This is a genomic window from Pseudomonas fragi (assembly GCF_900105835.1).
GTDB classification, from domain to species: domain Bacteria; phylum Pseudomonadota; class Gammaproteobacteria; order Pseudomonadales; family Pseudomonadaceae; genus Aquipseudomonas; species Aquipseudomonas fragi.
Genome location: NZ_LT629783.1, coordinates 2912877 through 2938704, shown reverse-complemented (window position 1 = coordinate 2938704; position 25828 = coordinate 2912877). Strand labels below are relative to the sequence as shown.

20 protein-coding genes are annotated in these 25828 nt (G+C 59.3%); 13 read left to right on the top strand and 7 right to left on the bottom strand.

Annotated elements, in window-relative coordinates:
* Window positions 1–251: 251 nt before the first annotated feature.
* Complete coding sequence (gene thiI / locus BLU25_RS13320; RefSeq protein ID WP_029611684.1) at window positions 252–1706, top strand: tRNA uracil 4-sulfurtransferase ThiI; 1455 nt, start codon at window positions 252–254, stop codon at window positions 1704–1706.
* Window positions 1707–1846: 140 nt separating this feature from the next.
* Complete coding sequence (gene typA / locus BLU25_RS13315) at window positions 1847–3667, top strand: translational GTPase TypA (RefSeq protein WP_016783126.1); 1821 nt, start codon at window positions 1847–1849, stop codon at window positions 3665–3667.
* Window positions 3668–3895: 228 nt separating this feature from the next.
* On the opposite strand, the gene BLU25_RS13310 is transcribed toward typA, so the two are convergent.
* Window positions 3896–4333, bottom strand: a complete 438-nt coding sequence (locus tag BLU25_RS13310; RefSeq protein WP_029611685.1) for a YkgJ family cysteine cluster protein — start codon at window positions 4331–4333, stop codon at window positions 3896–3898.
* A 264-nt stretch (window positions 4334–4597) separates the two neighbouring features.
* Between BLU25_RS13310 and BLU25_RS13305 the strand changes: the two genes are divergently transcribed.
* The 4 genes from BLU25_RS13305 (at window position 4598) to BLU25_RS13290 (ending at window position 9328) form a co-directional block, all read left to right on the top strand.
* Window positions 4598–7045 (top strand): glycogen/starch/alpha-glucan phosphorylase, encoded by a 2448-nt coding sequence (locus tag BLU25_RS13305; protein ID WP_016783128.1) that lies wholly within the window; start codon window positions 4598–4600, stop codon window positions 7043–7045.
* A 222-nt stretch (window positions 7046–7267) separates the two neighbouring features.
* Entirely contained in the window at window positions 7268–8278 is a 1011-nt protein-coding gene (locus tag BLU25_RS13300) for a class 1 fructose-bisphosphatase (RefSeq protein ID WP_016783129.1), read from the top strand.
* Between the two features lie 204 nt (window positions 8279–8482).
* On the top strand, window positions 8483–8737 hold the full coding sequence (gene bamE, locus BLU25_RS13295; protein WP_016783130.1) for an outer membrane protein assembly factor BamE domain-containing protein: 255 nt from the start codon (window positions 8483–8485) through the stop codon (window positions 8735–8737).
* A 21-nt stretch (window positions 8738–8758) separates the two neighbouring features.
* On the top strand, window positions 8759–9328 hold the full coding sequence (locus BLU25_RS13290) for a lipocalin family protein (protein WP_016783131.1): 570 nt from the start codon (window positions 8759–8761) through the stop codon (window positions 9326–9328).
* A gap of 46 nt (window positions 9329–9374) precedes the next feature.
* Here BLU25_RS13290 and BLU25_RS13285 read toward each other — a convergent pair whose 3' ends face one another.
* Complete coding sequence (locus tag BLU25_RS13285; protein ID WP_016783132.1) at window positions 9375–10763, bottom strand: CYTH domain-containing protein; 1389 nt, start codon at window positions 10761–10763, stop codon at window positions 9375–9377.
* A 156-nt stretch (window positions 10764–10919) separates the two neighbouring features.
* On the opposite strand from BLU25_RS13285, the gene argE reads away from it, so the two are divergent.
* The gene (gene argE, locus BLU25_RS13280) at window positions 10920–12062 is read left to right on the top strand and encodes an acetylornithine deacetylase (RefSeq protein WP_083369679.1); all 1143 of its coding nucleotides are present in this window, start codon (window positions 10920–10922) and stop codon (window positions 12060–12062) included.
* A 113-nt stretch (window positions 12063–12175) separates the two neighbouring features.
* The gene (argA, locus tag BLU25_RS13275; protein ID WP_016783133.1) at window positions 12176–13474 is read left to right on the top strand and encodes an amino-acid N-acetyltransferase; all 1299 of its coding nucleotides are present in this window, start codon (window positions 12176–12178) and stop codon (window positions 13472–13474) included.
* A 296-nt stretch (window positions 13475–13770) separates the two neighbouring features.
* Here argA and gshA read toward each other — a convergent pair whose 3' ends face one another.
* The 3 genes from gshA to BLU25_RS13260 form a co-directional block, all read right to left on the bottom strand.
* Complete coding sequence (gene gshA / locus BLU25_RS13270) at window positions 13771–15354, bottom strand: glutamate--cysteine ligase (RefSeq protein WP_016783135.1); 1584 nt, start codon at window positions 15352–15354, stop codon at window positions 13771–13773.
* 198 nt (window positions 15355–15552) lie between these two features.
* On the bottom strand, window positions 15553–15936 hold the full coding sequence (locus BLU25_RS13265; RefSeq protein WP_016783136.1) for a PaaI family thioesterase: 384 nt from the start codon (window positions 15934–15936) through the stop codon (window positions 15553–15555).
* Complete coding sequence (locus BLU25_RS13260; RefSeq protein ID WP_016783137.1) at window positions 15936–18257, bottom strand: Tex family protein; 2322 nt, start codon at window positions 18255–18257, stop codon at window positions 15936–15938. Before BLU25_RS13260 ends, BLU25_RS13265 begins: the two co-directional genes overlap by 1 nt.
* Window positions 18258–18616: 359 nt before the next feature.
* Between BLU25_RS13260 and ompR the strand changes: the two genes are divergently transcribed.
* Together ompR and BLU25_RS13250 are read left to right on the top strand one after the other, a co-directional pair.
* Entirely contained in the window at window positions 18617–19357 is a 741-nt protein-coding gene (gene ompR, locus BLU25_RS13255; protein ID WP_016783138.1) for an osmolarity response regulator transcription factor OmpR, read from the top strand.
* Between the two features lie 95 nt (window positions 19358–19452).
* A complete protein-coding gene (locus BLU25_RS13250) occupies window positions 19453–20766 on the top strand; it encodes an ATP-binding protein (RefSeq protein WP_016783139.1) in 1314 nt (437 codons plus the stop codon).
* A 131-nt stretch (window positions 20767–20897) separates the two neighbouring features.
* Here BLU25_RS13250 and rimK read toward each other — a convergent pair whose 3' ends face one another.
* Together rimK and rimB are read right to left on the bottom strand one after the other, a co-directional pair.
* Entirely contained in the window at window positions 20898–21803 is a 906-nt protein-coding gene (gene rimK, locus BLU25_RS13245) for a 30S ribosomal protein S6--L-glutamate ligase (RefSeq protein WP_016783140.1), read from the bottom strand.
* Entirely contained in the window at window positions 21800–22282 is a 483-nt protein-coding gene (gene rimB / locus BLU25_RS13240; RefSeq protein WP_016783141.1) for a retropepsin-like aspartic endopeptidase RimB, read from the bottom strand. The genes rimK and rimB overlap by 4 nt, the downstream gene beginning before the upstream one ends.
* Window positions 22283–22517: 235 nt before the next feature.
* Between rimB and BLU25_RS13235 the strand changes: the two genes are divergently transcribed.
* The 3 genes from BLU25_RS13235 to BLU25_RS13225 all read left to right on the top strand — a co-directional run bounded on the left by BLU25_RS13235 (window position 22518) and on the right by BLU25_RS13225 (window position 25694).
* Entirely contained in the window at window positions 22518–22925 is a 408-nt protein-coding gene (locus BLU25_RS13235; protein ID WP_016783142.1) for an RNA-binding S4 domain-containing protein, read from the top strand.
* 145 nt (window positions 22926–23070) lie between these two features.
* Window positions 23071–23973, top strand: a complete 903-nt coding sequence (gene hslO / locus BLU25_RS13230) for an Hsp33 family molecular chaperone HslO (RefSeq protein WP_016783143.1) — start codon at window positions 23071–23073, stop codon at window positions 23971–23973.
* A gap of 179 nt (window positions 23974–24152) precedes the next feature.
* Entirely contained in the window at window positions 24153–25694 is a 1542-nt protein-coding gene (locus BLU25_RS13225) for a phosphoenolpyruvate carboxykinase (RefSeq protein WP_016783144.1), read from the top strand.
* Window positions 25695–25828: the final 134 nt, after the last annotated feature.

The following is a 25828-nucleotide window of genomic DNA, read 5'->3' as shown; positions in this document are numbered from 1 at the left end:
CAACCTGCCTCACAAGGGAGCAAATTGCATGCCAGTGCCCCGACTTGGGCGTAATGCGCCAATCTCAAGCAGGTAAGCGGGGCAGACTACCGATTAGCGGCGTTTATCGCACCCAAATGAAGCGAAATCGAGCGTTTATGTTCCATTTTGGTGCGACGAAAACCGTTTGTACGATAACTGGTTAAACCTTGAGCAATTTCCGCTATAATCCGCGCCCCCCTTTTTTGGCAGGCTGCTCGCGCGCTGTTTTCATGAAACTAATCGTTAAAGTCTTCCCCGAAATCACTATCAAGAGCCGTCCGGTTCGGATGCGTTTCGTCCGTCAATTGGCCAAAAACATCCGCACTGTGCTCCGCGATCTGGACCCGGCTGTGGTGGTGACGGGCGTGTGGGACAACATCGAGCTGCAAACGCGCGTAACCGACCCTAAAGCCTTGAAAGAAATGACCGAACGCCTGAGCTGCATGCCGGGCATCGCGCATTTCCTGCAGGTCGACGAGTACCCTCTGGGCGACTTCGACGACATCGTTGAGAAGTGCAAGCTGCACTTCGGCGATGCACTGGCGGGCAAACTCTTTTCGGTGCGTTGCAAGCGCGCTGGCAAGCACCCGTTTACCTCGATGGAAGTCGAGAAATACGTCGGCAGCAAGCTGCGGCGTGAGTGCGGTGCGGCCGGAATCGAGCTGAAAAAGCCCGAAATTGAAGTTCGAATTGAAATTCGCGACCAACGGTTGTTTGTGATTCACAATCAGCACGACAGTATTGGTGGCTACCCGCTGGGTTCGCTTGAGCAGACCCTGGTGCTGATGTCGGGTGGGTTCGATTCCACCGTGGCGGCCTACCAGATCATGCGTCGCGGCCTGATGAGCCACTTCTGCTTCTTCAACCTGGGCGGACGTGCCCATGAACTGGGCGTGATGGAAGTCGCGCACTATATATGGAAGAAGTACGGCAGCTCCCAGCGCGTGCTGTTTGTCAGCGTTCCGTTCGAAGAAGTTTTGGGCGAAATTCTCGGCAAAGTCGATAACAGTCATATGGGCGTCATTTTGAAGCGTATGATGTTGCGCGCTGCAACACGTATTGCCGAACGCCTGGATATCGAAGTGCTGGTGACCGGGGAAGCGATTTCCCAGGTGTCCAGCCAGACACTGCCCAATTTGTCGCTGATCGATTCAGCTACGGACAAACTGGTGCTGCGCCCGCTGATCGCGAGCCACAAGCAGGACATCATTGATTTGGCGGAAGAAATCGGTACGGCCGATTTTGCCAAGCACATGCCTGAATATTGCGGGGTGATTTCGGTCAACCCCAAGACCCACGCCAAGCGCAACCGCGTGGAGTATGAAGAACAACAGTTTGATATGGCCGTGCTCGAGCGTGCGCTTGAGCGGGCCAAACTGGTGCCGATTGATCGGGTGATCGATGAATTGGGCCAGGACTTGCAAGTCGAAGAAGTCAGCGAAGTGCTGGCGGGCCAGATCGTAATCGACATCCGTCACCCGGATGCTCAGGAAGATCAACCGCTGGAACTGGCTGGCATCGAAGTACAAGCGTTGCCGTTCTATGCTTTGAACAGCCGCTTCAAGGAACTGGATGACACCCGTCAGTACCTGTTGTATTGCGACAAAGGCGTGATGAGTCGCCTGCATGCTCACCATTTGCTCAGTGAGGGACATGCCAATGTGCGCGTTTATCGACCGAGCTAAGAGCCCGGGGCTGTATGCCTGTGGCCTGCGTCACCGGCCCCCCGACGCCGCCGTCAAGCTGTAACGGCTTGCACGGACTCTACTGTTAATCGCTGCCTGGACTCAGTCAGCACACCGAATCCTCTGATCGAGATACACAAGTGATCGAAAATCTACGTAACATCGCCATCATTGCTCACGTTGACCACGGTAAAACCACCCTGGTAGACAAACTCTTGCGTCAATCCGGCACCCTGGAGCGCAACGAGCTTAACGACGAACGCGTAATGGACTCCAACGACCAGGAGAAAGAGCGCGGTATTACCATTCTGGCGAAAAACACCGCCATCAACTGGAACGGCTACCACATCAACATCGTGGATACCCCGGGCCACGCCGACTTCGGCGGCGAAGTTGAACGCGTAATGTCGATGGTTGACTCCGTTCTGCTGCTGGTTGACGCTCAAGACGGCCCTATGCCGCAAACCCGTTTCGTGACCAAGAAGGCTTTCGAAGCCGGCCTGCGTCCAATCGTGGTCATCAACAAGGTTGACCGTCCTGGCGCGCGTCCGGACTGGGTTCTGGACCAGATCTTCGACCTGTTCGACAACCTGGGTGCTACCGAAGAACAGCTGGACTTCAAAGTGGTTTACGCCTCTGCCCTGAACGGTATTGCTGGTCTTGACCACACCGACATGGCTGAAGACATGACCCCGCTGTACCAGTCGATCGTCGACAACGTACCAGCACCAGCTGTAGACCGTGACGGTCCGTTCCAGATGCAAATCTCGGCACTGGACTACAACAGCTTCCTGGGCATTATCGGCGTTGGCCGTATCGCTCGTGGTCGCGTCAAGCCGAACACCCCGGTTGTTGCCATCGACGCTGACGGCAAGCGCCGCAACGGTCGTATCCTGAAGCTGATGGGTCACCACGGTCTGCACCGTGTAGACGTTGAAGAAGCTTCGGCAGGCGACATCGTTTGCATCAGCGGTATGGATTCGCTGTTCATCTCCGACACCCTGTGTGATCCGATGAACGTTGAAGCGATGAAGCCGTTGACCGTTGACGAGCCAACCGTTTCCATGACCTTCCAGGTAAACGACTCGCCATTCTGCGGTAAAGAAGGCAAGTTCGTGACTTCCCGTAACATCAAGGAACGTCTGGACAAAGAGCTGCTGTACAACGTTGCACTGCGCGTTGAAGAAGGCGACTCGGCTGACAAGTTCAAGGTATCGGGCCGTGGCGAGCTGCACTTGTCCGTACTGATCGAAACCATGCGTCGTGAAGGCTTCGAAATGGGCGTTGGTCGTCCAGAAGTAATCATCCGCCTGGTTGACGGCGTCAAGCACGAACCGTTCGAAAACGTCACCATCGACCTGCCAGAAGAATCCCAGGGCAAGGTGATGGAAGAGATGGGTCTGCGTAAAGGCGACCTGACTAACATGGTGCCGGATGGCAAAGGCCGTGTGCGTCTGGAATACAACATCCCTGCTCGTGGTCTGATCGGTTTCCGTAACCAGTTCCTGACCCTGACCAATGGTGCTGGCATCCTGACCTCCATCTTCGACCGTTACGACGTGATGAAGTCGGGCCACATGTCCGGCCGTCAGAACGGCGTTCTGGTATCGGTTGAGACTGGCAAGGCACTGACCTACTCCCTGGAAACCCTGCAGGCGCGTGGCAAGCTGTTCGTTGAGCACGGTCAAGAGATCTACAACGGTCAGATCGTTGGTCTGAACAGCCGTGACACCGACATGGGCGTTAACCCTACCAAGGGCAAGAAGCTCGACAACATGCGTGCTTCGGGTAAAGACGAAACCATCGCTCTGGTTCCACCTGTTCGTTTCACTCTGGAACAGGCTCTGGAATTCATCCAGGACGACGAGCTGTGCGAAGTAACTCCTAAGTCCATCCGTCTTCGCAAGAAGATCCTGGACGAAGGCGAGCGTACCCGCGCTGCTAAAAAGGCCAAAAACTAAGTTACTTAGTTAGCGGTTACAAAAACGCCCCCGACCTTGCGGTCGGGGGCGTTTTTTTATGGCCGGGATTTGACGCATTTATCGTTGCCCGCGCTGCGACGAGCGCGGTCTGTCAGGGCATTTGCGTAAAGGCCATCGCGGGCAAGCCCGGCTCCCACAGGGGGCTGTGGTAATTGTGGGAGCGGGCTTGCCCGCGAAGCGATCTGTCAGTCGATTCTGCGCTGCAGGTTAAAAATCCATCAGCTTGACGCTGCTGTTCTTGCGCTCAACAGCCTTGGGCACATAGGCGCAATAACCAGGGCGCGGACCGATCCGCGGGTGGTTGCGGCAGGTGTCCGGGCGGATGTCGTAGATGGTGCACATGCGCGACTTGCGATCCAGGTACAGGCAGTCGTTATTACTCATGCGCTGCAGGGTGAAAATCCCCGACTTCTGGTTAAAGCGCTCCACGATCCCTTCTTTTTGCAGGCGCTTGGCGATGTTCTTCGGCGGGTCGCCCATCTCGAACTCATCGACGATGCCGATGCGGATCAGGTCTTTGATCTTGACCTCGACCGGCAGCGTGCAGCAGCTGGAAACACAGGAGCCGCACATGGGCGCGGAGTATTTGGCCCAGGTATCGAGACGGTCGATTTCCGCGGCGGCGATCAGGTTGGACTTCATCAGGCTTGTATTCCAGCGTGCATCAGGGCGCGCGATCATACCGGGGTTGGTGAATGTGTGAACAACCATTTGCCGGTTTTTCGATCAGGACCATGTTTTAAAGCGTTCGACTGCGAATGTGCCTCGTTTTGGGGCAGGGCTTGGTTGATCAGTTTTTTCAGGCAAACCGCCAAAAAAGCCGTAAACAAAGCGCTTTATTTCTGGCCAAGGGTCTAGGCTGAATCCACTCGTTCTTCAAATCGCCCCATCTCGATTGAGGTTGTATCGATGTCCCAGGAACCGCTTGTTCGTGACGCACAGGTGGCGGCTTTCCGTGCCGCTGTAGTAGCCAAACTGACTTACGCGGTGGGTAAGGACCCGGAACACGCGTTTGACCATGACTGGTTTGAAGCCATAGCCCTGGCCGCCCGCGACCATATGGTCGAGCACTGGATGGACAGCACCCGGCAGATTTACCGCAAGGACCAGAAGCGGGTGTACTACCTGTCGCTGGAGTTCCTGATCGGTCGCCTGCTGTACGACAGCCTGAGCAACCTGGGGCTGCTGGAGGTGGCACGGGAAGCGTTGGGCGAGCTGGGCGTGGATCTGGAGCGCATCCGTGTGCTGGAGCCGGATGCGGCCCTTGGCAACGGCGGCCTCGGCCGGCTGGCGGCGTGCTTTATGGAAAGCATGTCGACCCTGGGCATCGCCGCCCACGGTTATGGCATCCGCTACGAACACGGGCTGTTTCGCCAGAGCATTGTCGACGGCTGGCAACAGGAGCAAACCGAGAACTGGCTGGACTTCGGCAACCCCTGGGAGTTCGAGCGCGCCGAAGTGCTGTACTCGGTGGGCTTTGGCGGCTCGGTCGAAACCAAGCAGGATGAGCAAGGCCAGTTGCGGCAAATCTGGTGGCCGGGCGAGACAGTGCGGGCGATTGCCTATGACACGCCGGTAGTGGGCTGGCGCGGTGCCAGTGTGAACACCCTGCGCCTGTGGCGGGCGAGGGCACTGCACGACCTGAACCTTGGTCGTTTCAACGCCGGTGACCACCTGGGCGCGGTGGCCGAAGTGGTGCGCGCTGAAAGCATCTCCCGCGTGCTGTACCCGGCGGACAGCAATGAGGCCGGGCAAGAGCTGCGTCTGCGCCAGGAGTTCTTCTTTGTTTCGGCCTCGCTGCAGGATCTGCTGCGCCGCCACCTGCACGTTCACGACACGTTGATGAACCTGGCCGAGCACGTCTCGATCCAGCTCAATGACACCCACCCCTCGATCGCCGTTGCCGAGCTGATGCGCATCCTGGTCGACGAGCACGGCGTCGAGTGGCATGCCGCGTGGCAGGTCACCGTTGATACCCTGTCGTATACCAACCACACGCTATTGCCCGAAGCGCTGGAAACCTGGCCCGTCGGTTTGATGGAGCGGCTGTTGCCGCGGCATATGCAGATTATTTATCTGATCAATGCGCACCACATCGACGCCCTGCGGGCCAAGGGTATTCACGACTTTGACGTGCTGCGCGCGGTGTCGCTGATCGAGGAGGACCACGGCCGCCGGGTGCGTATGGGCAACCTTGCATTTTTAGGCTCCCACAGCGTCAACGGGGTTTCCGGGCTGCACACGCAATTGATGCGCAGCACCGTGTTCGCCGAGCTGCACAAGCTCTACCCCGATCGCATCAACAACAAGACCAACGGCGTAACCTTCCGCCGCTGGCTGTTCCAGGCCAACCCGCCGCTGACTGCCATGCTGGTGGATGCACTGGGGCCTGATGTGCTCGATGAAACCGAACACAAACTGATCAAGCTGGAGCCTTTTGCCGGGCGGGCAGACTTTCGCAAACGCTTCGCCGAACAGCGCCTGCAAAACAAATGCACCCTGGCGGCGCTGATTTATGAGCGTTTGGGGGTTGTGGTCAACCCTGAGGCCCTGTTCGATGTACAGGTCAAACGGATACACGAATACAAGCGCCAACTGCTCAACCTGATGCACACCGTGGCGCTGTATCAGGCCATCCGGGCCGAGCCGGGCAACCCATGGGTGCCACGGGTGAAGATTTTTGCCGGCAAGTCGGCGGCCAGTTATGAGCAGGCCAAACTCATCATCAAGCTGGCCAATGACATCGCCCGCACCGTCAACAACGACCCCACCGTGCGCGGCCTGCTCAAGGTGGTGTTTATCCCCAACTACAACGTCAGCCTGGCCGAAAGCATCATCCCGGCGGCGGACCTGTCCGAGCAGATATCCACTGCCGGCTACGAAGCATCGGGCACCAGCAACATGAAGTTCGGCCTCAACGGTGCGCTGACCATTGGCACGATGGATGGCGCCAACGTTGAAATGAGCGAGCGGGTGGGGACCGAAAACATGTTTATCTTCGGCCTCAGTTCGCAGCAGGTTGAAGCGCGCAAGCGCAATGGCGAGTTCCATGCCGCGCCGGACGTGGCCGCTTCACACCGGCTTAATGACGTGTTGCAGGCGATTCGTGGCGGGGTGTTCTCCCACGATGATCCGGCTCGCTACACCGGCCTGGTGGATTCGCTGATCGAATATGACCGCTTCCTGGTATGTGCCGACTTCGATGCGTACTGGGATGCCCAGATGCGCGTGGAGCAACTGTGGCACGACAAGGAAGAATGGTGGCGCAAATCCGTGTTGAATACGGCGCGCATGGGCTGGTTCTCATCAGACCGGACCATTCGTGAATACGCGACCGATATCTGGAAAGCGTTGTAGGAAGTTTCACACACTGTGGGAGCGGGCTTGCTCGCGATGCCGGCGACGCGGTTGAGCTGAAAACCGCATCGCCGGCATCGCGAGCAAGCCCGCTCCCACGGGTCTCTGGTGGCTGTTTTGGAACCCGTTCGGCCAGTTCTCAGTCTGATTAGAAGATTTGCACGGCAACTCGCGCTAAACTGCGCGGGTTTTTCGCCCCCTCCCCCTTGTTCGGAGCCTTACATGTCCCGCGTTACCCTGAGTCGCTATTTGATCGAGCAGACCCGCAGCAACAACACGCCTGCTGATTTGCGTTTCCTCATCGAAGTGGTGGCGCGTGCTTGCAAAGAGATCAGCCACGCCGTGTCCAAAGGCGCCCTGGGTGGTGTGCTGGGCAGCATGGGCACCGAAAACGTGCAAGGTGAAGTGCAGAAGAAGCTCGACGTGATCTCCAACGAGATCCTGCTCGAAGCCAACGAATGGGGCGGTCACCTGGCCGGCATGGCGTCCGAAGAAATGGACAATGCCTACCAGATCCCGGGCAAATACCCGAAAGGCGCGTACCTGCTGGTATTCGACCCGCTGGACGGCTCGTCGAACATCGACATCAACGCGCCAGTTGGCACCATCTTCTCGGTACTGCGTTGCCCGAACGAATACCTGACCCAGAACGAGCCTTTGAATGAAAAGGCCTTCCTGCAGCCAGGCACCCAACAGGTCGCTGCCGGTTACGCCATCTACGGCCCGCAGACCATGCTGGTACTGACCCTGGGCGACGGCGTCAAAGGCTTTACCCTGGACCGCGAAATGGGCAGCTTCGTCCTGACCCACGAAGACATCACCATTCCTGACGCTACCCAGGAATTTGCCATCAACATGTCCAACCAGCGTCACTGGGAAGCCCCGGTACAGCGCTACGTTGACGAACTGCTGGCCGGTGAAGAAGGCCCGTTGAAGAAAAACTTCAACATGCGCTGGATTGCCGCCATGGTTGCCGACGTGCACCGTATCCTCACCCGTGGTGGTTTGTTCATGTACCCGCGCGACAGCCGTGAGCCGTCCAAGCCGGGCAAGCTGCGTTTGATGTACGAAGCCAACCCGATGTCGTTCCTGGTGGAACAGGCTGGCGGCGCATCGACTGATGGCCATCAGCGCATTCTCGACATCCAGCCGGAAGGCTTGCACCAGCGTGTAGCCGTGTACCTGGGCTCGAAAGAAGAAGTCGCGCGCATCACCGCTTACCACAAAGCGTAAGCCCCTGTGGGAGCGGGCTTGCTCGCGATAGCATCGACACGGTATGTCAGACATACCGGGTTGCATGCATCGCGAGCAAGCCCGCTCCCACAGTTGTTCTCCCTCCTGAAATAAATCCCTGCGTCCTGCGGGAACCAGCCTGCGCTTTTCTCTTCTAAGCTTGGATCAAGCGGCGCTGCCGACTTTCTTTTTCAGGAGCTTTCCATGAAGTTGCGTTCTCTGGCGTTGTTGTCGTTCTGTGTCTTGCTGGCCGCGTGCAGCAAAATCAATCAGCAAAACTACTCGAAACTGTCGACCGGCATGACCAAGGCCGAAGTTGAGCAGTTGCTGGGCACCCCAACCGATTGCTCGGGCGCGCTGGGCATGTCGAGCTGCACATGGGGCGATCAGAAGAGCTTTATCAGCGTGCAGTACGCAGGCGACAAAGTGCTGATTTTCTCGGGCCAGGGTTTGAAGTAAGACCGATCAGGAGCGTTTGCGATGAAACGTCTTTTAGTCAGTCTCGGGGCCGCGCTGTTGCTGGGCGGGTGTGCAAGTTCCAGCAGCGATTCGCTGGCGCCCAACACCGTCTCCAGTGTCGACCTCAAGCGCTATCAGGGCACCTGGTATGAACTTGCACGGTTGCCGATGTTCTTCCAGCGCAATTGCGCGCAGTCCGAAGCCCATTACAGCCTCAAGCCGGACGGCAATGTGGCGGTGTTGAACCGTTGCCGCACCGCAGAGGGCAAGTGGGAGGAAGCCAAGGGAACGGCAACGCCGCAAGTGGAGGGCAAGACCGACAAGCTGTGGGTCGAGTTCGACAATTGGGTATCGACCCTGTTGCCGGGTGTGACCAAGGGCGATTATTGGGTGTTGTACCTGGGGGATAACTACAGCACGGCGCTGGTAGGCAACCCCGACCGTAAATACCTGTGGTTGCTGTCGCGTAAACCGCAGGTTGATCAGCAAACCCGTGACGAGCTGCTCAGCAAGGCGCAACAGCAAGGCTATGACACCACACGCTTGATCTGGCGCACGCCGGATGCGGACATGCCCAAGGGCGCGAAGTAAGGCAACAATGCCCCTCAGCGGGCGCTGAGGGGCACAGGCCGGGCGCTTAAGCGCGCAGCAGGGTCTTCCAGGCGCGGTTCTGATAAACGGCGATGGCTTGCTGCTTGCGGGCGTTGAGCAGTTCGTCGTTGCTCTCGGCATCTTCAGAAATCGGCATGTTGGCCAGTTCCTGCAACTTGTTCATCTCGCCGTACAGACGGTCCAGTTCCGGGATTTCCAGCACGTTACGCGCCAGACGCAACCAGGCCTGAATGCGCTCGATGCGCGGCAGTTGCTCGGCCAGGTCTTCGGGTTGCTGCTGGTAACGGTTCAGACGCAAGGCAATTGCTTCATCCGATAGCAAACGCGGCAACCAGCTTTGCAGTTGCGCAGCACCCTGGCGGTTGCCACGGGTGGTGCCGCGATCCACGGTCCAGCTGCGCTCCATCAACCAGCGCGAGGTGTTCAGGGAGAACTGGCCCCAGCGCGGGTCTTCCAGCTCTTCCAGGAACTGCTCGGGTGCGGCTTTGCGCACGTCTTCGTCGTCCTGGCCGATCTGTACCAGCGGGCGCCAGTCTTCGAGCAGGGCGTCCAGCGCAGCACGCAGGGCATTGGTGGATTGGCGTGGTGCAGCCTGGCCCAGGCTGCTGACCAGCGCGCGCAGGTCGATCAACTGCTGAACCCAGTCCTGCAGCAAACGCCAATGGCCATTGAAGCGATATTGCTCGGCCAGACGCTGGCTGTTGCCCAGCAAGTGCCAGGCCAGGGCGGCGAAGGCGTCGTCCAGGGGTGTTTCGGGTGTCAGCACAGGGGCTGGCAGGGTGACGGCGTAGCTGTTGGCGTCGAACAGGCGATAGCCGCGCTCGGCCTTGCTGATGTCACACGGCATCAGGGCCAGCTTCTCGGCCAGTTCGGCGGCCAGTTCCAGCAGGGCTGCCGGCTCGCCTTCGCGCAGTTCAAGTTCCAGCTCGCAGATTTCTTCTTTCTGCTTGCCGGCAATGACATGGCCCAGGTCCAGAGCGGCTTCGATCACCACCTTGGCCTTGCCGCGACCCCAGGAAATCTCGGCGCGTTCGCGCACGAAATCCGTGGTGAAGATCGGCTTGAGGGTTTTCTTGTCCAGCTCGGCCAGCTCTTGTGGCCAGCATTCGCCGTCGAGCTTCTTGATGTCGAGCTTGGCTTTGGGCAGGTTCCAGTCGTACTCATTGCGTACCGACAGGCCGGCAATGCTTTCGCCACGGGTCTTGAGGGTCTGGATTACGTCTTCGCCATCGCGGCGCAGGCGCAGGGCTACCTTGGCCTTGGCCAGGTCGCGCTCAGGCGTGTCGAAGTACTGGTTGAGCAACTCACGGCTTTCCCAGCCACTTTTGTTGCGCTTTTTCAGCAAGGGGTGCTCGCGCAGGGCGGCGAGGGTTTCGCGGCTGACACGGAGTTTAATTTCGGTTTCTTTCTGCATGGCCGGAAAATCCAGGATCGGTGCGCAGCCGGGAAAAGTGTGGCTGCCAAGGCCGTGCAGTGTACAGGACAAGCCGCCCCGGCGCGCCGAACGGGTTTATTCTGCGGCGCAGATGGCTCTATGATGGGCCTCGCCCCGCCAACAGGAAGTCAGCGCATGCCCCTACCTTCCATGAAAGAGCAGTTCGCTGCCTTGATCGCCGTACCGTCGGTCAGTTGCACCCAGCCTTCACTGGATCAGTCCAACCGTGGGGTGATCGATTTACTGGCCACCTGGCTGGGCGACCTGGGTTTCAACTGCGATATCCAGCAGGTCAGCCCCGGCAAATTCAACCTGCTCGCCAGCTTTGGCACAGGCCCCGGCGGGCTGGTGCTGGCCGGGCACAGCGATACCGTGCCTTACGATGAAGCGCTGTGGCAGACCGATCCGCTCAAGCTGACAGAAGTGGATAACCGCTGGGTCGGCCTGGGCAGTTGCGACATGAAGGGTTTTTTCGCGCTGGTGATCGAAGCCGTACGCCCGTTGCTCGACCAACCGTTCAAGCAGCCGCTGCTGATCCTCGCCACCTGTGACGAAGAAACCTCGATGGCCGGCGCCAGGGCCCTGGTTGAAGCGGGCCGGCCGTTGGGCCGTGCGGCGGTGATCGGCGAGCCGACCGGGCTCAAGCCGATCCGCATGCACAAGGGCGTGATGATGGAGCGCATCGAGATTCTGGGGCAAAGCGGTCATTCATCAGACCCAAGCCTTGGCCACAGCGCACTGGAGGCCATGCATGACGCGATCAGCGAACTTAAAGGCCTGCGCCAGCAGTGGCTCAATGAATACCGCAACCCGCAGTTCAGCGTACCGCAGCCGACCCTGAACTTTGGTTGCATCCATGGCGGTGACAACCCCAACCGGATTTGTGGCCAATGCTCGCTGGAATTCGACCTGCGGCCGCTGCCGGGCATGGACCCCAACGCGCTGCGGGCCATCATCCGTGGCAAATTGCAGCCTTTGGCCGAGCGCCATCAGGTAAAAATTGATTTCGCCCCCATTGCCGCCGGTGTACCGCCTTTTGAGCAGGCGGCCGATGCCGAGCTGGTGCGGGTGGCCGAGCGGCTGACCGGGCATGTTGCGCAGGCAGTAGCGTTTGGCACCGAAGCACCTTATCTTCAGCAGCTTGGCTGCGAAACGCTGGTATTGGGCCCGGGCGACATCGCCTGTGCGCATCAGCCGGGGGAATACCTGGAAATGTCACGTTTGCAGCCGACGGTGCGTCTACTGACACAACTGATAGAACACTATTGTCTTAAATAACGGAAAAGGAGAGTACGCGTGTTGCCAACAATGTTTCGACGATAACCATCAGCCCGTTGTGCGTTTGCTGTTCTAGCCCTTTTTAGGCGACTTATTTTCTACAGGCTCTGGTTATGCACGATTACGTTAACTGGTTGCGTCACGCGTCTCCCTACATCAATGCCCACCGCGATTGCACTTTTGTCGTCATGCTCCCTGGCGACGGTGTGGCCCATCCCAACTTTGGCAATATCGTCCACGACCTGGTGCTGCTGCACAGCCTGGGTGTGCGGCTGGTGCTGGTTCACGGCTCGCGCCCGCAGATCGACAGCCGCCTTGAGGCGCGTGGCCTGGTGCCGCATTACCACAACGGCATGCGTGTTACCGATGCGACCACCCTGGAATGCGTGATCGACGCCGTAGGGCAGTTGCGCATTGCGATTGAAGCGCGTTTGTCGATGGACATGGCGTCCTCGCCGATGCAGGGCTCGCGCCTGCGGGTGGCCAGCGGCAACCTGGTGACGGCGCGGCCGATCGGCGTGCTTGATGGCGTGGACTTCCACCATACCGGCGAAGTGCGTCGGGTCGACCGCAAGGGCATCAACCGCCTGCTCGATGAGCGTTCGATAGTGCTGCTGTCGCCCCTGGGTTACTCGCCCACCGGTGAGATTTTCAACCTGGCCTGTGAAGACGTGGCCACCCGTGCTGCCATCGACCTGGCGGCGGACAAACTGCTGCTGTTCGGTGCTGAATCGGGGTTGCTCGATGCCGAAGGGCGTTTGGTGCGCGAGTTGCGCCCACAGCAGGTGCCGGCGCATATGAAACGCCTGGGCAGCGACTACCAGGCCGAATTGCTGGAAGCCGCCGCCGAAGCCTGCAGCGGTGGTGTGGCGCGTAGCCATATCGTCAGTTATGCCGAAGACGGTGCGCTGCTGACCGAGCTGTTCACCCGTAACGGTGGCGGTACGCTGGTGGCGCAGGAGCAATTTGAAGTTACGCGGGAGGCGGCGATTGAAGACGTCGGCGGCCTGCTTGAATTGATCAGCCCGCTGGAAGAGCAGGGCATTCTGGTGCGTCGTTCGCGTGAAGTGCTGGAGCGTGAGATCGAGCAGTTCAGCGTGGTTGAGCGCGAAGGCATGATCATCGCCTGTGCGGCGCTGTATCAGATTGCCGATTCGGATGCGGGGGAGCTGGCATGTTTGGCGGTGAACCCGGAGTACCGTCATGGGCGCCGTGGCGATGAGTTGCTGGAGCGCATCGAAAACCGCGCTCGGGCTCAGGGGCTGAAAACCTTGTTCGTGTTAACCACGCGTACTGCGCACTGGTTCCGTGAGCGCGGGTTTGAGCCGAGTGGTGTAGAGCGTTTGCCGGCGGCGCGGGCGTCGCTGTACAACTATCAGCGTAATTCGAAGATCTTCGAAAAGACGTTGTAAGGCGCCTACTGTTCAGGCGCTGGGCTGGAGGAGATTCGTAGCAGCTGACGAGTGGAACGAGGCTGCGTTCGGTTTGGTGCGCCACTGCGACGCAGCGACCGTAAAACCAGAGTTCCAAGTTTAACTGGCACACCACGGTTTTTTGACTTTACGACGGCTTCGCCGCCGAACGCAGCCTCGTTCCACTCGTCAGCTGCTACGAACAACTGCAACTGCGGGGAGAGCATGCTCGTGCTCGCAAGCACACCACCGATCAGTCCCCTCTCCCTACGGGAGAGGGTTAGGGTGAGGGGCTTTTAGTTACTGATCGCCAAAATGCTCGCCTGATACGAGGCCACAAACAGGTCGAAGTCGCCTTCTTCCGTTTGTTCTGTCTCGGCCTGCTCTAGCAGTGACTTGCGCGCTTTTTCTTCAAACACCGCCTGGTCTTCAACACTCAGCGGTTCACTACGGAAGAATTCGGCATGGGCCAGGCTCTGGCGCATCGAGAACTGGGCGAAGCTCTCCTTGTGCTCGGCCATGCTGGCCAGCACTTTGGCCGACGGCGTCAGCGACACGTCCTTGATCTTCGCCAGTTGTTCGTCGACTGCCTTGCTGTGGTTGTCGCCACCGTGGCTCTGGTCGAGCAGGGCGGCCAGCGGGGCGATGTTTTCCAGCAGCTCGGTTGCCCATTCCTTCATGTCTACCGCTGCACCATCACGCTGCAATTGCAGGCCCGGACGGCGACCTTCCTTGACCACGCTCAGGAAGTTGGATGAACAGCTGCCGCATTCCGTATTGTCGAACTGCGGGCTGTCCTGCAGTGCGCAATACAGCAGGAAGGCGTCGAGAAAACGCGCTTCAGGCAAATCGATGCCCACCGGCAGGAACGGGTTGATATCCAGCAGGCGCACTTCAACGTACTGCACGCCACGGGACACCAGGGCCTGAATCGGCCTTTCGCCGGTGTAGGTCACGCGCTTGGGGCGAATGTTGGAGTAGTACTCGTTTTCGATCTGCAGGATGTTGGTGTTCAGCTGTACCCACTCGCCATCCTTGTGCGTGCCGATTTCGACATACGGCGGGTAGGGCGTGGCCACGGCCTTGCGCAGGCTGTCGGTGTAGCTGTCGAGGTTGTTGTAGCACGGCGTCAGGCCCGCCTGGGCGTTGCTCTGGTATCCCAGGTCGCTCATGCGCAGGCTGGTGGCATACGGCAGGTAGAGGGTGTCTGCATCCAGTTGTTCCAACTGGTGCGAACGACCGCGCAAAAAGCCTGCATCCAGCGCCGGCGAGGCACCGAACAGGTACATCAGCAGCCAGCTGTAGCGACGGAAGTTGCGAATCAGGGCGATGTAGGCATTGGACTGATAGTCGCGCTCGGTGCCGACAAAGCCTTCAGCCTGCATCAGCACAGGCCACAGGGCCTCTGGCAGGGAGAAGTTGTAGTGGATACCGGCAATGCACTGCATGGTCTTGCCGTAGCGCAGGGCAAGGCCTTTGCGATAAACGTACTTGAGCTGTCCGATATTGGACGTGCCGTAGTAGGCAATAGGGATGTCTTCTTCGGCCGGCAACGGGCACGGCATCGAAGGGCTCCACAGGAACTCGTTGCCGAGCTTGCTGTAGGCAAAGCGGTGGATCTTGTCGAGGCTGGCCAGCGTCTGCGCAGGGTCAGGCAGGGCCGGGGTAATAAACTCCAGCAGCGACTCGGAATAGTCGGTGGTGATTTGATCGTTGGTCAGGGCCGAGCCCAGTTCTTCCGGGTGCGGGGTCTGCGCCAGGCGAGCATCGGCCGTGACGCGCAGGCATTCGCGCTCGATGCCGTGCAGGCACTGCTCCAGCAGAGAGAGGTTGGCGCGCTCGCTGAGCAGAGCCAGGCGGCGGTTGAGAAGTTGGCTCAAGTTGGATTCCTTCACGCGTCAGTCGCCCCAATATGGGGGTGGTCAGGACGGTCTACAAGGGTGAAGTTGAAACTGGCGTGGTCGCCTGGTTTTGTTGGCATCGCTCAGTCCCGTCCCTGATTTGGCGCCGCGGCGCTCCAAGCGCATTTCGGCACTGCATTGGCAGTGCCGAAATTAACTCAAATCAGCGGTTGGCCGCTACAGGACCGCGAACGTGCCTTGTGCTTTTGCGACAAGCTTGTCGCCCTGCAATACATCCGCTTCGACGACCAGCGTGCGTCGCCCGGGGTGGATGACCTTGGCGATACATAGCACTTCGCCTTCAGCCACCGCGCGGATGTAGTTGATTTTGCACTCGATGGTCGCGCTCTGCTGATCGAAGCCGTGGGAGCTGGAACAGGCCAGGCCCATGCTGATATCCACCAGGCTGAACAACACGCCACCGTGCAGCTTGCCGGCGCGGTTGCGCAGTTGCGGCTCCAGGCTCAGGGCAACGTGCGCCACGCCGTCTTCCAGCGCTTGCACGCGGCAGCCGAGCAACTGGCTGAAGGCGCTCTGGGTCAGACCGTCCGGGAGGGCCATCAGCGTTTCTTCAACTGTTTGGCGTTGGCGAACAACGAGGCCATGGCGTTATTGCTCGGTGCTGCGGCCACGCTTTCCTTGCGCGGTGCGGTACTTTGCTGACGCGGTGCCGAGCCCGGGCGTGCGCCGCGGGCACCGTCGATCTTCTCACCCGGAGTGTCGCTCATGCGCATCGACAAGCCTACGCGTTTGCGCGGGATGTCGACTTCCATGACCTTGACCTTGACCACATCACCGGCTTTCACGGCTTCACGCGGGTCCTTGATGAATTTTTCGGACAGCGCCGAAATATGCACCAGACCATCCTGATGCACGCCGATATCGACGAAAGCACCGAAGTTGGTCACGTTGGTCACCACACCTTCGAGGATCATCCCCAGTTGCAGGTCCTTGAGGTCTTCGACGCCTTCCTGGAACTCGGCAGTCTTGAACTCCGGGCGCGGGTCACGGCCCGGTTTCTCCAGTTCCTGGAGAATGTCGGTCACGGTCGGCAGGCCGAAGGTCTCGTCGGTGAATTTCTTCGGATCAAGACGTTTCAGGAAGCTGGCGTCGCCGATCAGCGAGCGAATGTCACGCTCGGTGTCCGAAGCGATGCGCTTGACCAGCGGGTAGGCTTCGGGGTGAACCGCCGAGCTGTCCAGCGGGTTGTCACCATTCATCACGCGCAAGAAACCTGCCGCCTGCTCGAAGGTTTTTTCGCCCAAGCGGCTGACTTTTTTCAGCGCCGCACGGGTTTTGAAGGCGCCGTGTTCGTCGCGGTGCGCGACGATGTTTTGCGCCAGTGTGGCATTGAGGCCCGAAATTCGCGCCAGCAGCGCTACCGATGCGGTGTTCACGTCCACGCCCACGGCGTTCACGCAATCTTCAACCACCGCGTCCAGGCCGCGTGCCAGCTTGAGCTGGGACACGTCGTGCTGGTACTGGCCGACACCGATGGATTTAGGGTCGATTTTTACCAGTTCGGCCAGCGGGTCTTGCAGGCGGCGGGCGATCGATACGGCGCCACGGATAGAAACGTCCAGATCCGGGAATTCCTTGGCTGCCAGTTCCGATGCCGAGTACACCGAAGCACCAGCTTCGGAGACCATTACTTTGGTGACTTTCAGGGCCGGGTATTTTTTCATCAGATCGATCACCAGCTTGTCGCTTTCACGGCTGGCGGTGCCGTTGCCGATGGCAATCAGGTCGACCGAATGCTTGGCGCACAGGGCGGCCATGACCGAAATGGTCTGGTCCCACTTGTTGTGCGGCACATGCGGGTACACGGTGGCGTACTCCAGCAGCTTGCCGGTGGCATCGACCACGGCAATCTTGCAACCGGTGCGCAGGCCCGGGTCCAGGCCCAGGGTGGCGCGCGGGCCGGCTGGTGCGGCCAGCAGCAGGTCATGCAGGTTGTGGGCAAAAACGTTGATCGCTTCCGTTTCGGCAGCGTCGCGCAACTCGCCCAGCAAGTCGGTTTCAAGGTGGGTGTAGAGCTTGACCTTCCAGGTCCAGCGCACCACTTCACCCAGCCATTTGTCAGCCGGGCGGTTTTGATTTTCCAGACCGAAGCGCTGGGCAATCATCATTTCGCCGGGGTGCATCGTGCCGGGCAATTCTTCACCGACCTTGAGCGAAGAACTGAGAATGCCTTCGTTGCGCCCGCGGAAAATCGCCAGGGCACGGTGCGACGGCATGCTTTTAAGCGGTTCGTCGTGCTCGAAGTAGTCGCGGAACTTGGCGCCTTCCTCTTCCTTGCCTGCAATCACGCGGGCGCTGAGGATGGCTTCCTGCTTGAGGAAGCTGCGCAGCTTGTCCAGCAGGCTGGCGTCTTCGGCGAAGCGCTCCATGAGGATGTACTTGGCGCCATCAAGGGCCGCCTTGACGTCTGCCACGCCTTTTTCGGCGTCGACGAAACGGGCGGCTTCGGTATCGGGCGTGAGTGTCGGGTCGTTGAACAGGCCGTCTGCCAGCTCGCCGAGGCCGGCTTCCAGGGCGATCTGACCCTTGGTGCGGCGCTTTTGCTTGTACGGCAGGTACAAGTCTTCGAGGCGGGTCTTGGTGTCGGCGAGCTTGATGTCGCGGGCCAGTTCTGGCGTCAACTTGCCTTGTTCCTCGATGCTGGCGAGGATGCTCGCACGCCGTTCGTCGAGTTCGCGCAGGTAGCGCAGGCGCTCTTCGAGGTGGCGCAACTGGGTGTCATCCAGGCTGCCGGTCACTTCCTTACGGTAGCGGGAGATGAAGGGTACGGTGGAGCCCTCATCGAGAAGAGCGACGGCCGCTTCGACCTGCTGCGGGCGCACGCCAAGTTCTTCGGCGATGCGGCTGTTGATGCTGTCCATAAAACCACCTGACAAATTGTGATGCAGGCTCGCAGGCCCGGGCTTGAAGGCTTGCGAGGCTGGTTGAGCAGCCCGAAAGGGGCCGCTACCTGGGCCAAAAGGGCAGCCTGTTGACCCGTGAAGTCAGCGGATTACGCCTGGCGCCGGAAAAAATAAAGCCTGGCGCAACCCTTGAAAATTCGCGTTTGCCTGACACAAAAGGCGCAGCATTATAACCAGCGTTCCCGGTTTCAGGGCACTGCACGCTGTTGCCTCATGGGTTGGGCTACTGTTTAAGGAGGAAAAATCTGCTAACAATGCACACCATACGTATTACAGCGGCTAAGCCATAATGCGCGCCGAGATCACAGGAGCATCTAATGAGCAGCATTGCACAAACGGCTGAAGGCGAAAAAATTCTTATCGTGGATGACGATCCGGGGCTAAGCAGCCTGCTGGAGCGCTTCTTCGTCAGCAAGGGCTATCGCGCCCGGGCTGTGCCGAACGTCGAGCAAATGGATCGTTTGCTGGCTCGCGAGGTATTCAACCTGGTGGTACTGGACCTGATGCTGCCCGGCGAAGACGGCTTGTCTGCCTGCCGCCGTTTGCGTGCGGCGGGCAACCGGGTGCCGATCATCATGCTGACCGCCAAGGGCGACGAGCTGAGCCGTATCAAGGGCCTGGAGCTGGGCGCCGACGATTATCTGGCCAAGCCGTTCAACCCCGACGAACTGATGGCGCGGGTGCGCGCGGTACTGCGTCGCCAGGCACCGCCAGTGCCGGGCGCACCGGGCAGTGAAGACGAAAGCGTGACATTCGGCGATTACGAGCTGTCCCTGGCAACCCGCGAACTCAAGCGTGGCGACGAAGTTCACATGCTCACCACCGGCGAATTTGCGGTGCTCAAGGCCCTGGTCATGCATGCCCGCGAGCCGTTGACCCGCGACAAGCTGATGAACCTGGCGCGTGGTCGCGAATGGGATGCGCTGGAGCGTTCGATCGATGTGCAGATTTCCCGTCTGCGCCGCATGATCGAGCCGGACCCATCCAAGCCTCGCTATATCCAGACTGTCTGGGGCGTGGGTTATGTGTTTGTGCCGGATGGCAATGCAACCAAGTGACAGATCATTTGTAGGAGCGAGTCGCCCGGCGGCTCGCGATTCATTTTTTTGCGGGCCTGCGGGCTCGCTCCTGCAAAGTCTAAAAGCGGCTGTCTATGAAAACCCCTGTCTGGTTCCCCCAAAGTTTCTTCTCGCGCACGCTCTGGCTTGTCCTGATTGTCGTGCTGTTTTCCAAGGCGTTGACGCTGGTTTACCTGCTTATGAACGAGGATGTGCTGGTCGATCGCCAGTACAGCCACGGCGTGGCACTGACCCTGCGCGCTTATTGGGCCGCAGATGAGGAAAACCGCAACAAGATTATCGATGCCGTTGATCTGGTGCGCGTTGTGGGCGGCGGTGTGCCCGAGGGTGAGCAGCACTGGCCTTATAGCGAAATTTATCAGCGCCAGATGCAGGCCGAACTTGGCCCGGATACTGAAGTGCGTTTGCGCATGCACACCTCCCCGGCGTTGTGGGTGCGTGCCCCTAGCCTGGGCGACGGCTGGCTGAAAGTACCGCTGTATCCACACCCGCTGCGTGGGCAGAAAATCTGGAACGTACTGGGCTGGTTCCTGGCCATTGGCCTGTTATCCACCGCATCGGCCTGGATTTTCGTCAGTCAGCTCAACCAGCCGCTCAAGCGTCTGGTGTATGCGGCCCGCCAGCTGGGGCAGGGGCGCAGTGTGCGCTTGCCGGTTGGTGATACGCCCAGCGAAATGACCGAGGTGTACAGCGCCTTCAACCAGATGGCTGAAGACGTCGAGCAGGCGGGCCGCGAGCGCGAGCTGATGCTGGCCGGCGTGTCCCATGACCTGCGCACCCCGCTGACCCGCTTGCGCCTGTCCCTGGAGCTGATGGGCAACCACAATGACCTGACCGACGATATGGTGCGTGATATCGAGGACATGGACGCGATCCTCGATCAGTTCCTGGCCTTTATTCGCGATGGTCGTGACGAGCCGGTCGAAGAAGTTGATCTGTGTGAATTGATCCGCGAAGTCGTGGCGCCCTATAACCAGAACGGCGAGCAAGTACGCCTGCGCCTGCAGCCGATTCAGCCGTTTGCGTTGCGACGGGTGTCGATGAAGCGTCTGCTCAATAACTTGATTGGTAATGCCTTGCACCATGCTGGCGAAGACGTCGAGGTTGCGGCTTATGTGTCGGGGGATGTCAGCGCGCCGTATGTGGTGCTGAGCGTGATGGACCGGGGGGCGGGGATTGATCCGGCGGAGCTGGAAGACATCTTCAACCCGTTTATCCGCGGCGACCGTGCCCGTGGCGGTAAAGGTACGGGCCTGGGCCTGGCGATCGTCAAGCGAATTGCCTCCATGCATGGCGGCAATGTCGAGCTGCGCAACCGCAGCGGCGGAGGGCTCGAAGCCCGTGTACGTTTGCCGCTGGGGCTAATGCTGCCAAGAGGAGCGGTATAGCTTTTTTGACCCTGTGGGAGCGGGCTTGCCCGCGATGGCATCGCTGCAGTGTGTCAGACACACCGCGGCGCCAGCATCGCGAGCAAGCCCGCTCCCACAACAAGTCTGCTCGCCAAAGGGTTGGTGTGCAGTCAGCCTTTGCCCTTGGTCCGCGTCATATGCGGGCTGCTGTTTTTTTCCAGATGCTGGATGATGATCCCGGCCACATCCTTGCCGGTGGTGGTCTCAATGCCTTCCAGGCCTGGCGATGAGTTGACCTCCAGCACCAGCGGGCCGTGGTTGGAACGCAGGATATCAACCCCCGCCACACTCAAGCCCATGACCTTGGCTGCACGAATGGCGGTCATGCGCTCTTCGGGGGTGATCTTGATCAGGCTGGCGCTACCGCCACGGTGAAGGTTGGAACGGAACTCGCCCGGCTTGGCCTGACGCTTCATGGCCGCGATCACCTTGTCGCCGACCACGAAACAGCGAATATCGGCGCCGCCCGCTTCCTTGATGTACTCCTGCACCATGATGTTTTGCTTGAGCCCCATAAAGGCCTCAATCACCGACTCGGCGGCAGTGGCGGTTTCACACAGCACCACGCCGATACCCTGGGTGCCTTCCAGCACCTTGATCACCAATGGCGCGCCGTTAACCATTTCGATCAGGTCGGGGATATCATCCGGCGAGTGGGCAAAACCGGTCACCGGCAACCCCAGGCCGCGGCGCGACAGCAGTTGCAGCGAACGTAATTTGTCCCGCGAGCGGGCAATGGCCACCGATTCGTTGAGCGGGAAAACCCCCATCATTTCGAATTGACGCAGCACCGCGCAGCCGTAGAACGTGACCGAGGCACCGATGCGCGGGATCACGGCATCGAAGCCTTCCAGCGGCTTGCCACGATAGTGGATCTGCGGCTTATGACTGGCGATGTTCATATAGGCGCGCAGGGTATCGATCACTACCATTTCATGGCCTCGTTCGGTACCGGCTTCAACCAGACGACGAGTGGAATACAGACGCGGGTTACGCGACAGCACAGCGATCTTCATGCAACACCTGTGGCAGAGGTAGTAGTGACCGGAAACACCGGCTTGTCTTGAACGTATTTGTGTTCTGGATTGACGACCAGCTGGCCCTCAATCAGGGCTTTTGAGCCCAGCAGCAAGCGATAACGCATCGATTTGCGACAGGCGAGCGTGAACTCCACCTCCCAGACCCGATCACCCAGCGCCAGGCCGGTGCGGATCACATAGCGAACCTGGGTGTGGCCATTGGAGCTTTTAATGGTTTTAATCGCCACCAAAGGGGCTTCACAGTGACGGTGACGCAGTTGTACCAGGGTGCCCAGATGGGCATTGAAACGTACCCACTCGACACCATCGCGCACAAAAGGCTCGATTTCGGTGGCGTGCAGGCTGGAGGTACTGGCACCGGTGTCGATTTTCGCGCGCAGGCCGGCGACTCCCAAATCGGGAAGCGCCACCCACTCGCGCAGACCGACAACGGTCAAGTGATCAAAAGTCTTCAATATAAGTAACCAGCGATTAACGTATTCAGGCCGCAGGAGGAACCCTGCAGGTAAAACAATTGGCGATGCCGATTTGGCAGCGTACAAAGCGCATTCACGCAGAATATCCGGCAAATGGCGACAGTTATCTGAGTGTAGGCTGCTCGGCAAGCAGGCATTCTATCGGGCCGAATGCTTCAGTTGTTCATTGCAAGCAGTAGTACAGTTCTGACTATTTAAGTGAAGAGGAATTCCAGTGGCGCAAAAGCAGGAAGAGGACGACAAGGTTCGCCTGGACAAGTGGCTCTGGGCTGCGCGTTTTTACAAGACCCGTGCATTGGCCAAGGCTGCGATTGAAAGCGGCAAGGTGCATTGCCGGGGTGAGCGCTGCAAGCCCAGCAAAGAGCCTCGCCTGGGCGATGAACTGCAAATTCGTGTGGGCCTTGAAGAGCGCACTGTCGAAGTCAAGGCGCTGTCCGTGGTTCGCCGTGGCGCCCCTGAAGCCCAATTGCTCTACGCCGAAACCGAACACAGCATCGCCAAGCGTGAAAACGCCGCCGCCCTGCGTAAATCCGGGGCTATGGGGATCAGTACCGATGGCAAGCCGACCAAGAAGCAGCGGCGCCAACTGCATCAGTTTCATGACGCCAGTGGGGCCGAGTGAGCCGGCCGAAGCCTGTAAACCGTACGTCGAGTCTGTGGCTGCATAACTTGTAATCACGCAGGTATGGCGCCATATAGGGTCATCAGACCTGCACGACATTCAATGACTCGTACACATTTTGTCACCAATTCAGAACTCTATTCTTATGTCCGATTTACTCAAAACCGATGCCACACAACGCTTTATGTTCGACACCAGCGACGCCCGTGGCGAGCTGGCCTCGCTGGAGCACAGCTACGCTGACGTGTTGGCCAAGCACGCTTATCCACAGCCGGTTCAGCAATTGCTGGGCGAGCTGATGGCTGCGGCCGCGCTGTTGGTGGGCAACCAGAAGATCGATGGTTTGCTGAGCCTGCAGGCCCGTTCCGAAGGCCCGGTGCCGCTGCTGATGATCGAATGCACCAGCGATCGAGAAATCCGTGGCCTGGCCCGTTTTGACGCGGCCAGCATTGCCCCGGACGCCACGCTGGCCGACCTGCTGCCCAATGGCGTACTGGCCATTACCATCGATCCTACCGTTGGCAAGCGCTACCAGGGCATCGTGGACCTGAACGGCGAGACCCTGGCGGACTGCTTCACCAACTATTTCGTCATGTCCGAGCAAGTGCCGACCCGTTTCTGGCTGGTTGCCGATGGCCAGCGTGCGCGCGGCATGTTCCTGCAGCAGTTGCCTGCCGACGTGGTCAAGGATGAAGACGAGCGCGTCGACAGCTGGGACCGCCTGCTGATGCTGGGCGATACGCTCAAGTCTGAAGAGCTGCTGGGGCTGGACAACGAGACCATCCTGCACCGTTTGTATCACGAAGAAACCGTGCGCCTGTTTGATCATCAGGCCATTGAATTCAAGTGCAGCTGCTCCCGTGAGCGTTCGGGTAACGCCCTGACCAGCCTGGGCCACGCCGATGCGCTCAATCTGGTGACCGAGCATGGCGGTCATATCGAAATCGACTGCCAGTTCTGCAACGAGCGCTATCTGTTTGATGCCGCTGACGTCGATCAATTGTTCGCTGGCGCAGGTGTTGAATCCCCGTCGGGCACTCATCACTAAAACGTTTCAGCCTAGGTAAAACACCTGTCAAAGCCCGTTCTTGCGCGGTTCTGACAGGTGGGGCCTACTCTTTTTGGGGTTTTCTGGCATAATCCGGCCCACTTTTTTCGCGGTAGTAGTGCAAATTTTTCTACTACAAAACGTTTGGCGCACTCGGCCAATGGCCGACGGGGAACCTCATGACGCAAGCTAATAACGCCGTGTACACCGATCTGAGCATCGACGATCTGGTCAAAGAAGCCCTGAGCCGTGGTGAAGGCGTGCTTGCCGACAATGGCGCACTGGTTGTCGAAACTGGCCACCGTACAGGCCGTTCGCCGGCTGACCGCTTCATTGTTGAAGAACCGTCCACTCAGGCTGCCATTGCCTGGGGCCCGATCAACCGCAAGTTCCCGGCCGACAAGTTTGATGCCCTGTGGGACCGCGTCGAGGCATTCAACAGCGCGCAAGAGCATTTCGTTTCCCATGTGCATGTAGGTGCTTCCGAAGACCACTACCTGGCCGTGAAAATGACCACCCAGACTGCCTGGCAGAACCTGTTCGGTCGTTGCCTGTTCATCAACCCGGCCAAGTACAACCCGGCCGGTCGTGATGAGTGGCAAGTGCTTAACGTGGCCAACTTCGAGTGCGTTCCTGAGCGTGATGGCACCAACTCTGACGGTTGCGTGATCATCAACTTCGCCCAGAAAAAAGTGCTGATCGCCGGCATGCGTTACGCCGGTGAAATGAAAAAAGCCATGTTCTCGGTACAGAACTTCCTGCTGCCTGCTGCTGACGTGCTGCCGATGCACTGCGCTGCCAACATCGGCGAAGAGGGCGACGTGACCCTGTTCTTCGGTTTGTCCGGCACCGGTAAAACCACCCTGTCCGCCGACGAAAGCCGTTACCTGATCGGTGACGACGAACACGGCTGGGGCGAGGGTGTGGTGTTCAACATCGAAGGCGGTTGCTATGCCAAGTGCATCGACCTGTCCGAGAAGAACGAGCCGGTTATCTGGAAAGCCATCAAGCACGGTGCGGTGCTGGAAAACGTTGTGCTCGACGCTGCCGGACACCCTGACTATGCCGATGTCAGCCTGACCCAGAACAGCCGTGCTGCCTACCCGCTGGAACACGTTGCCAAGCGTTCCGAGAAAAACCTGGGCGGCGAGCCAAACGCCGTGATCTTCCTGACCTGCGACCTGACTGGCGTACTGCCACCGGTGTCGATCCTCAGCGAAGAGCAGGCGGCCTACCACTTCCTGTCTGGCTACACCGCACTGGTGGGCTCGACTGAAATGGGTTCGGGCAGCGGCATCAAGTCGACCTTCTCCACCTGCTTCGGCGCACCGTTCTTCCCGCGTCCGGCTGGCGAATACGCAGAGCTGCTGATCAAGCGCATCCGCGGCTTCGGCTCCAAGGTGTACCTGGTCAACACCGGCTGGACCGGCGGTGGCTACGGCGTTGGCAAGCGTTTCAACATCCCGACTACCCGTGCGGTGATTGCTGCGATCCAGAGCGGTGCTCTGATCGGCGCTGAAACCGAGCACCTGGACATCATCAACCTGGACGTGCCTAAAGCCGTACCTGGCGTTGAAACTGTCCTGCTCAACCCGCGTAACACCTGGGCTGACAAAGCGGCCTACGACGAAGCTGCCAAGGCATTGGCCGGCCTGTTCGTCGAGAACTTCAAGAAGTTCGACGTCAGCGACGCGATCAAGGCTGCTGGCCCGAAGGCGTAAGCCATCGATCAGTGTTTTGATTCACAAAAAAGCCGCCTGAAAGGGCGGCTTTTTTGTGCCTGGAATTTTCTGTGGGTAGGCATCCTGTGGGGGGCTTGTTGTGGGAGCGGGCTTGCTCGCGATGCAGACGCTGC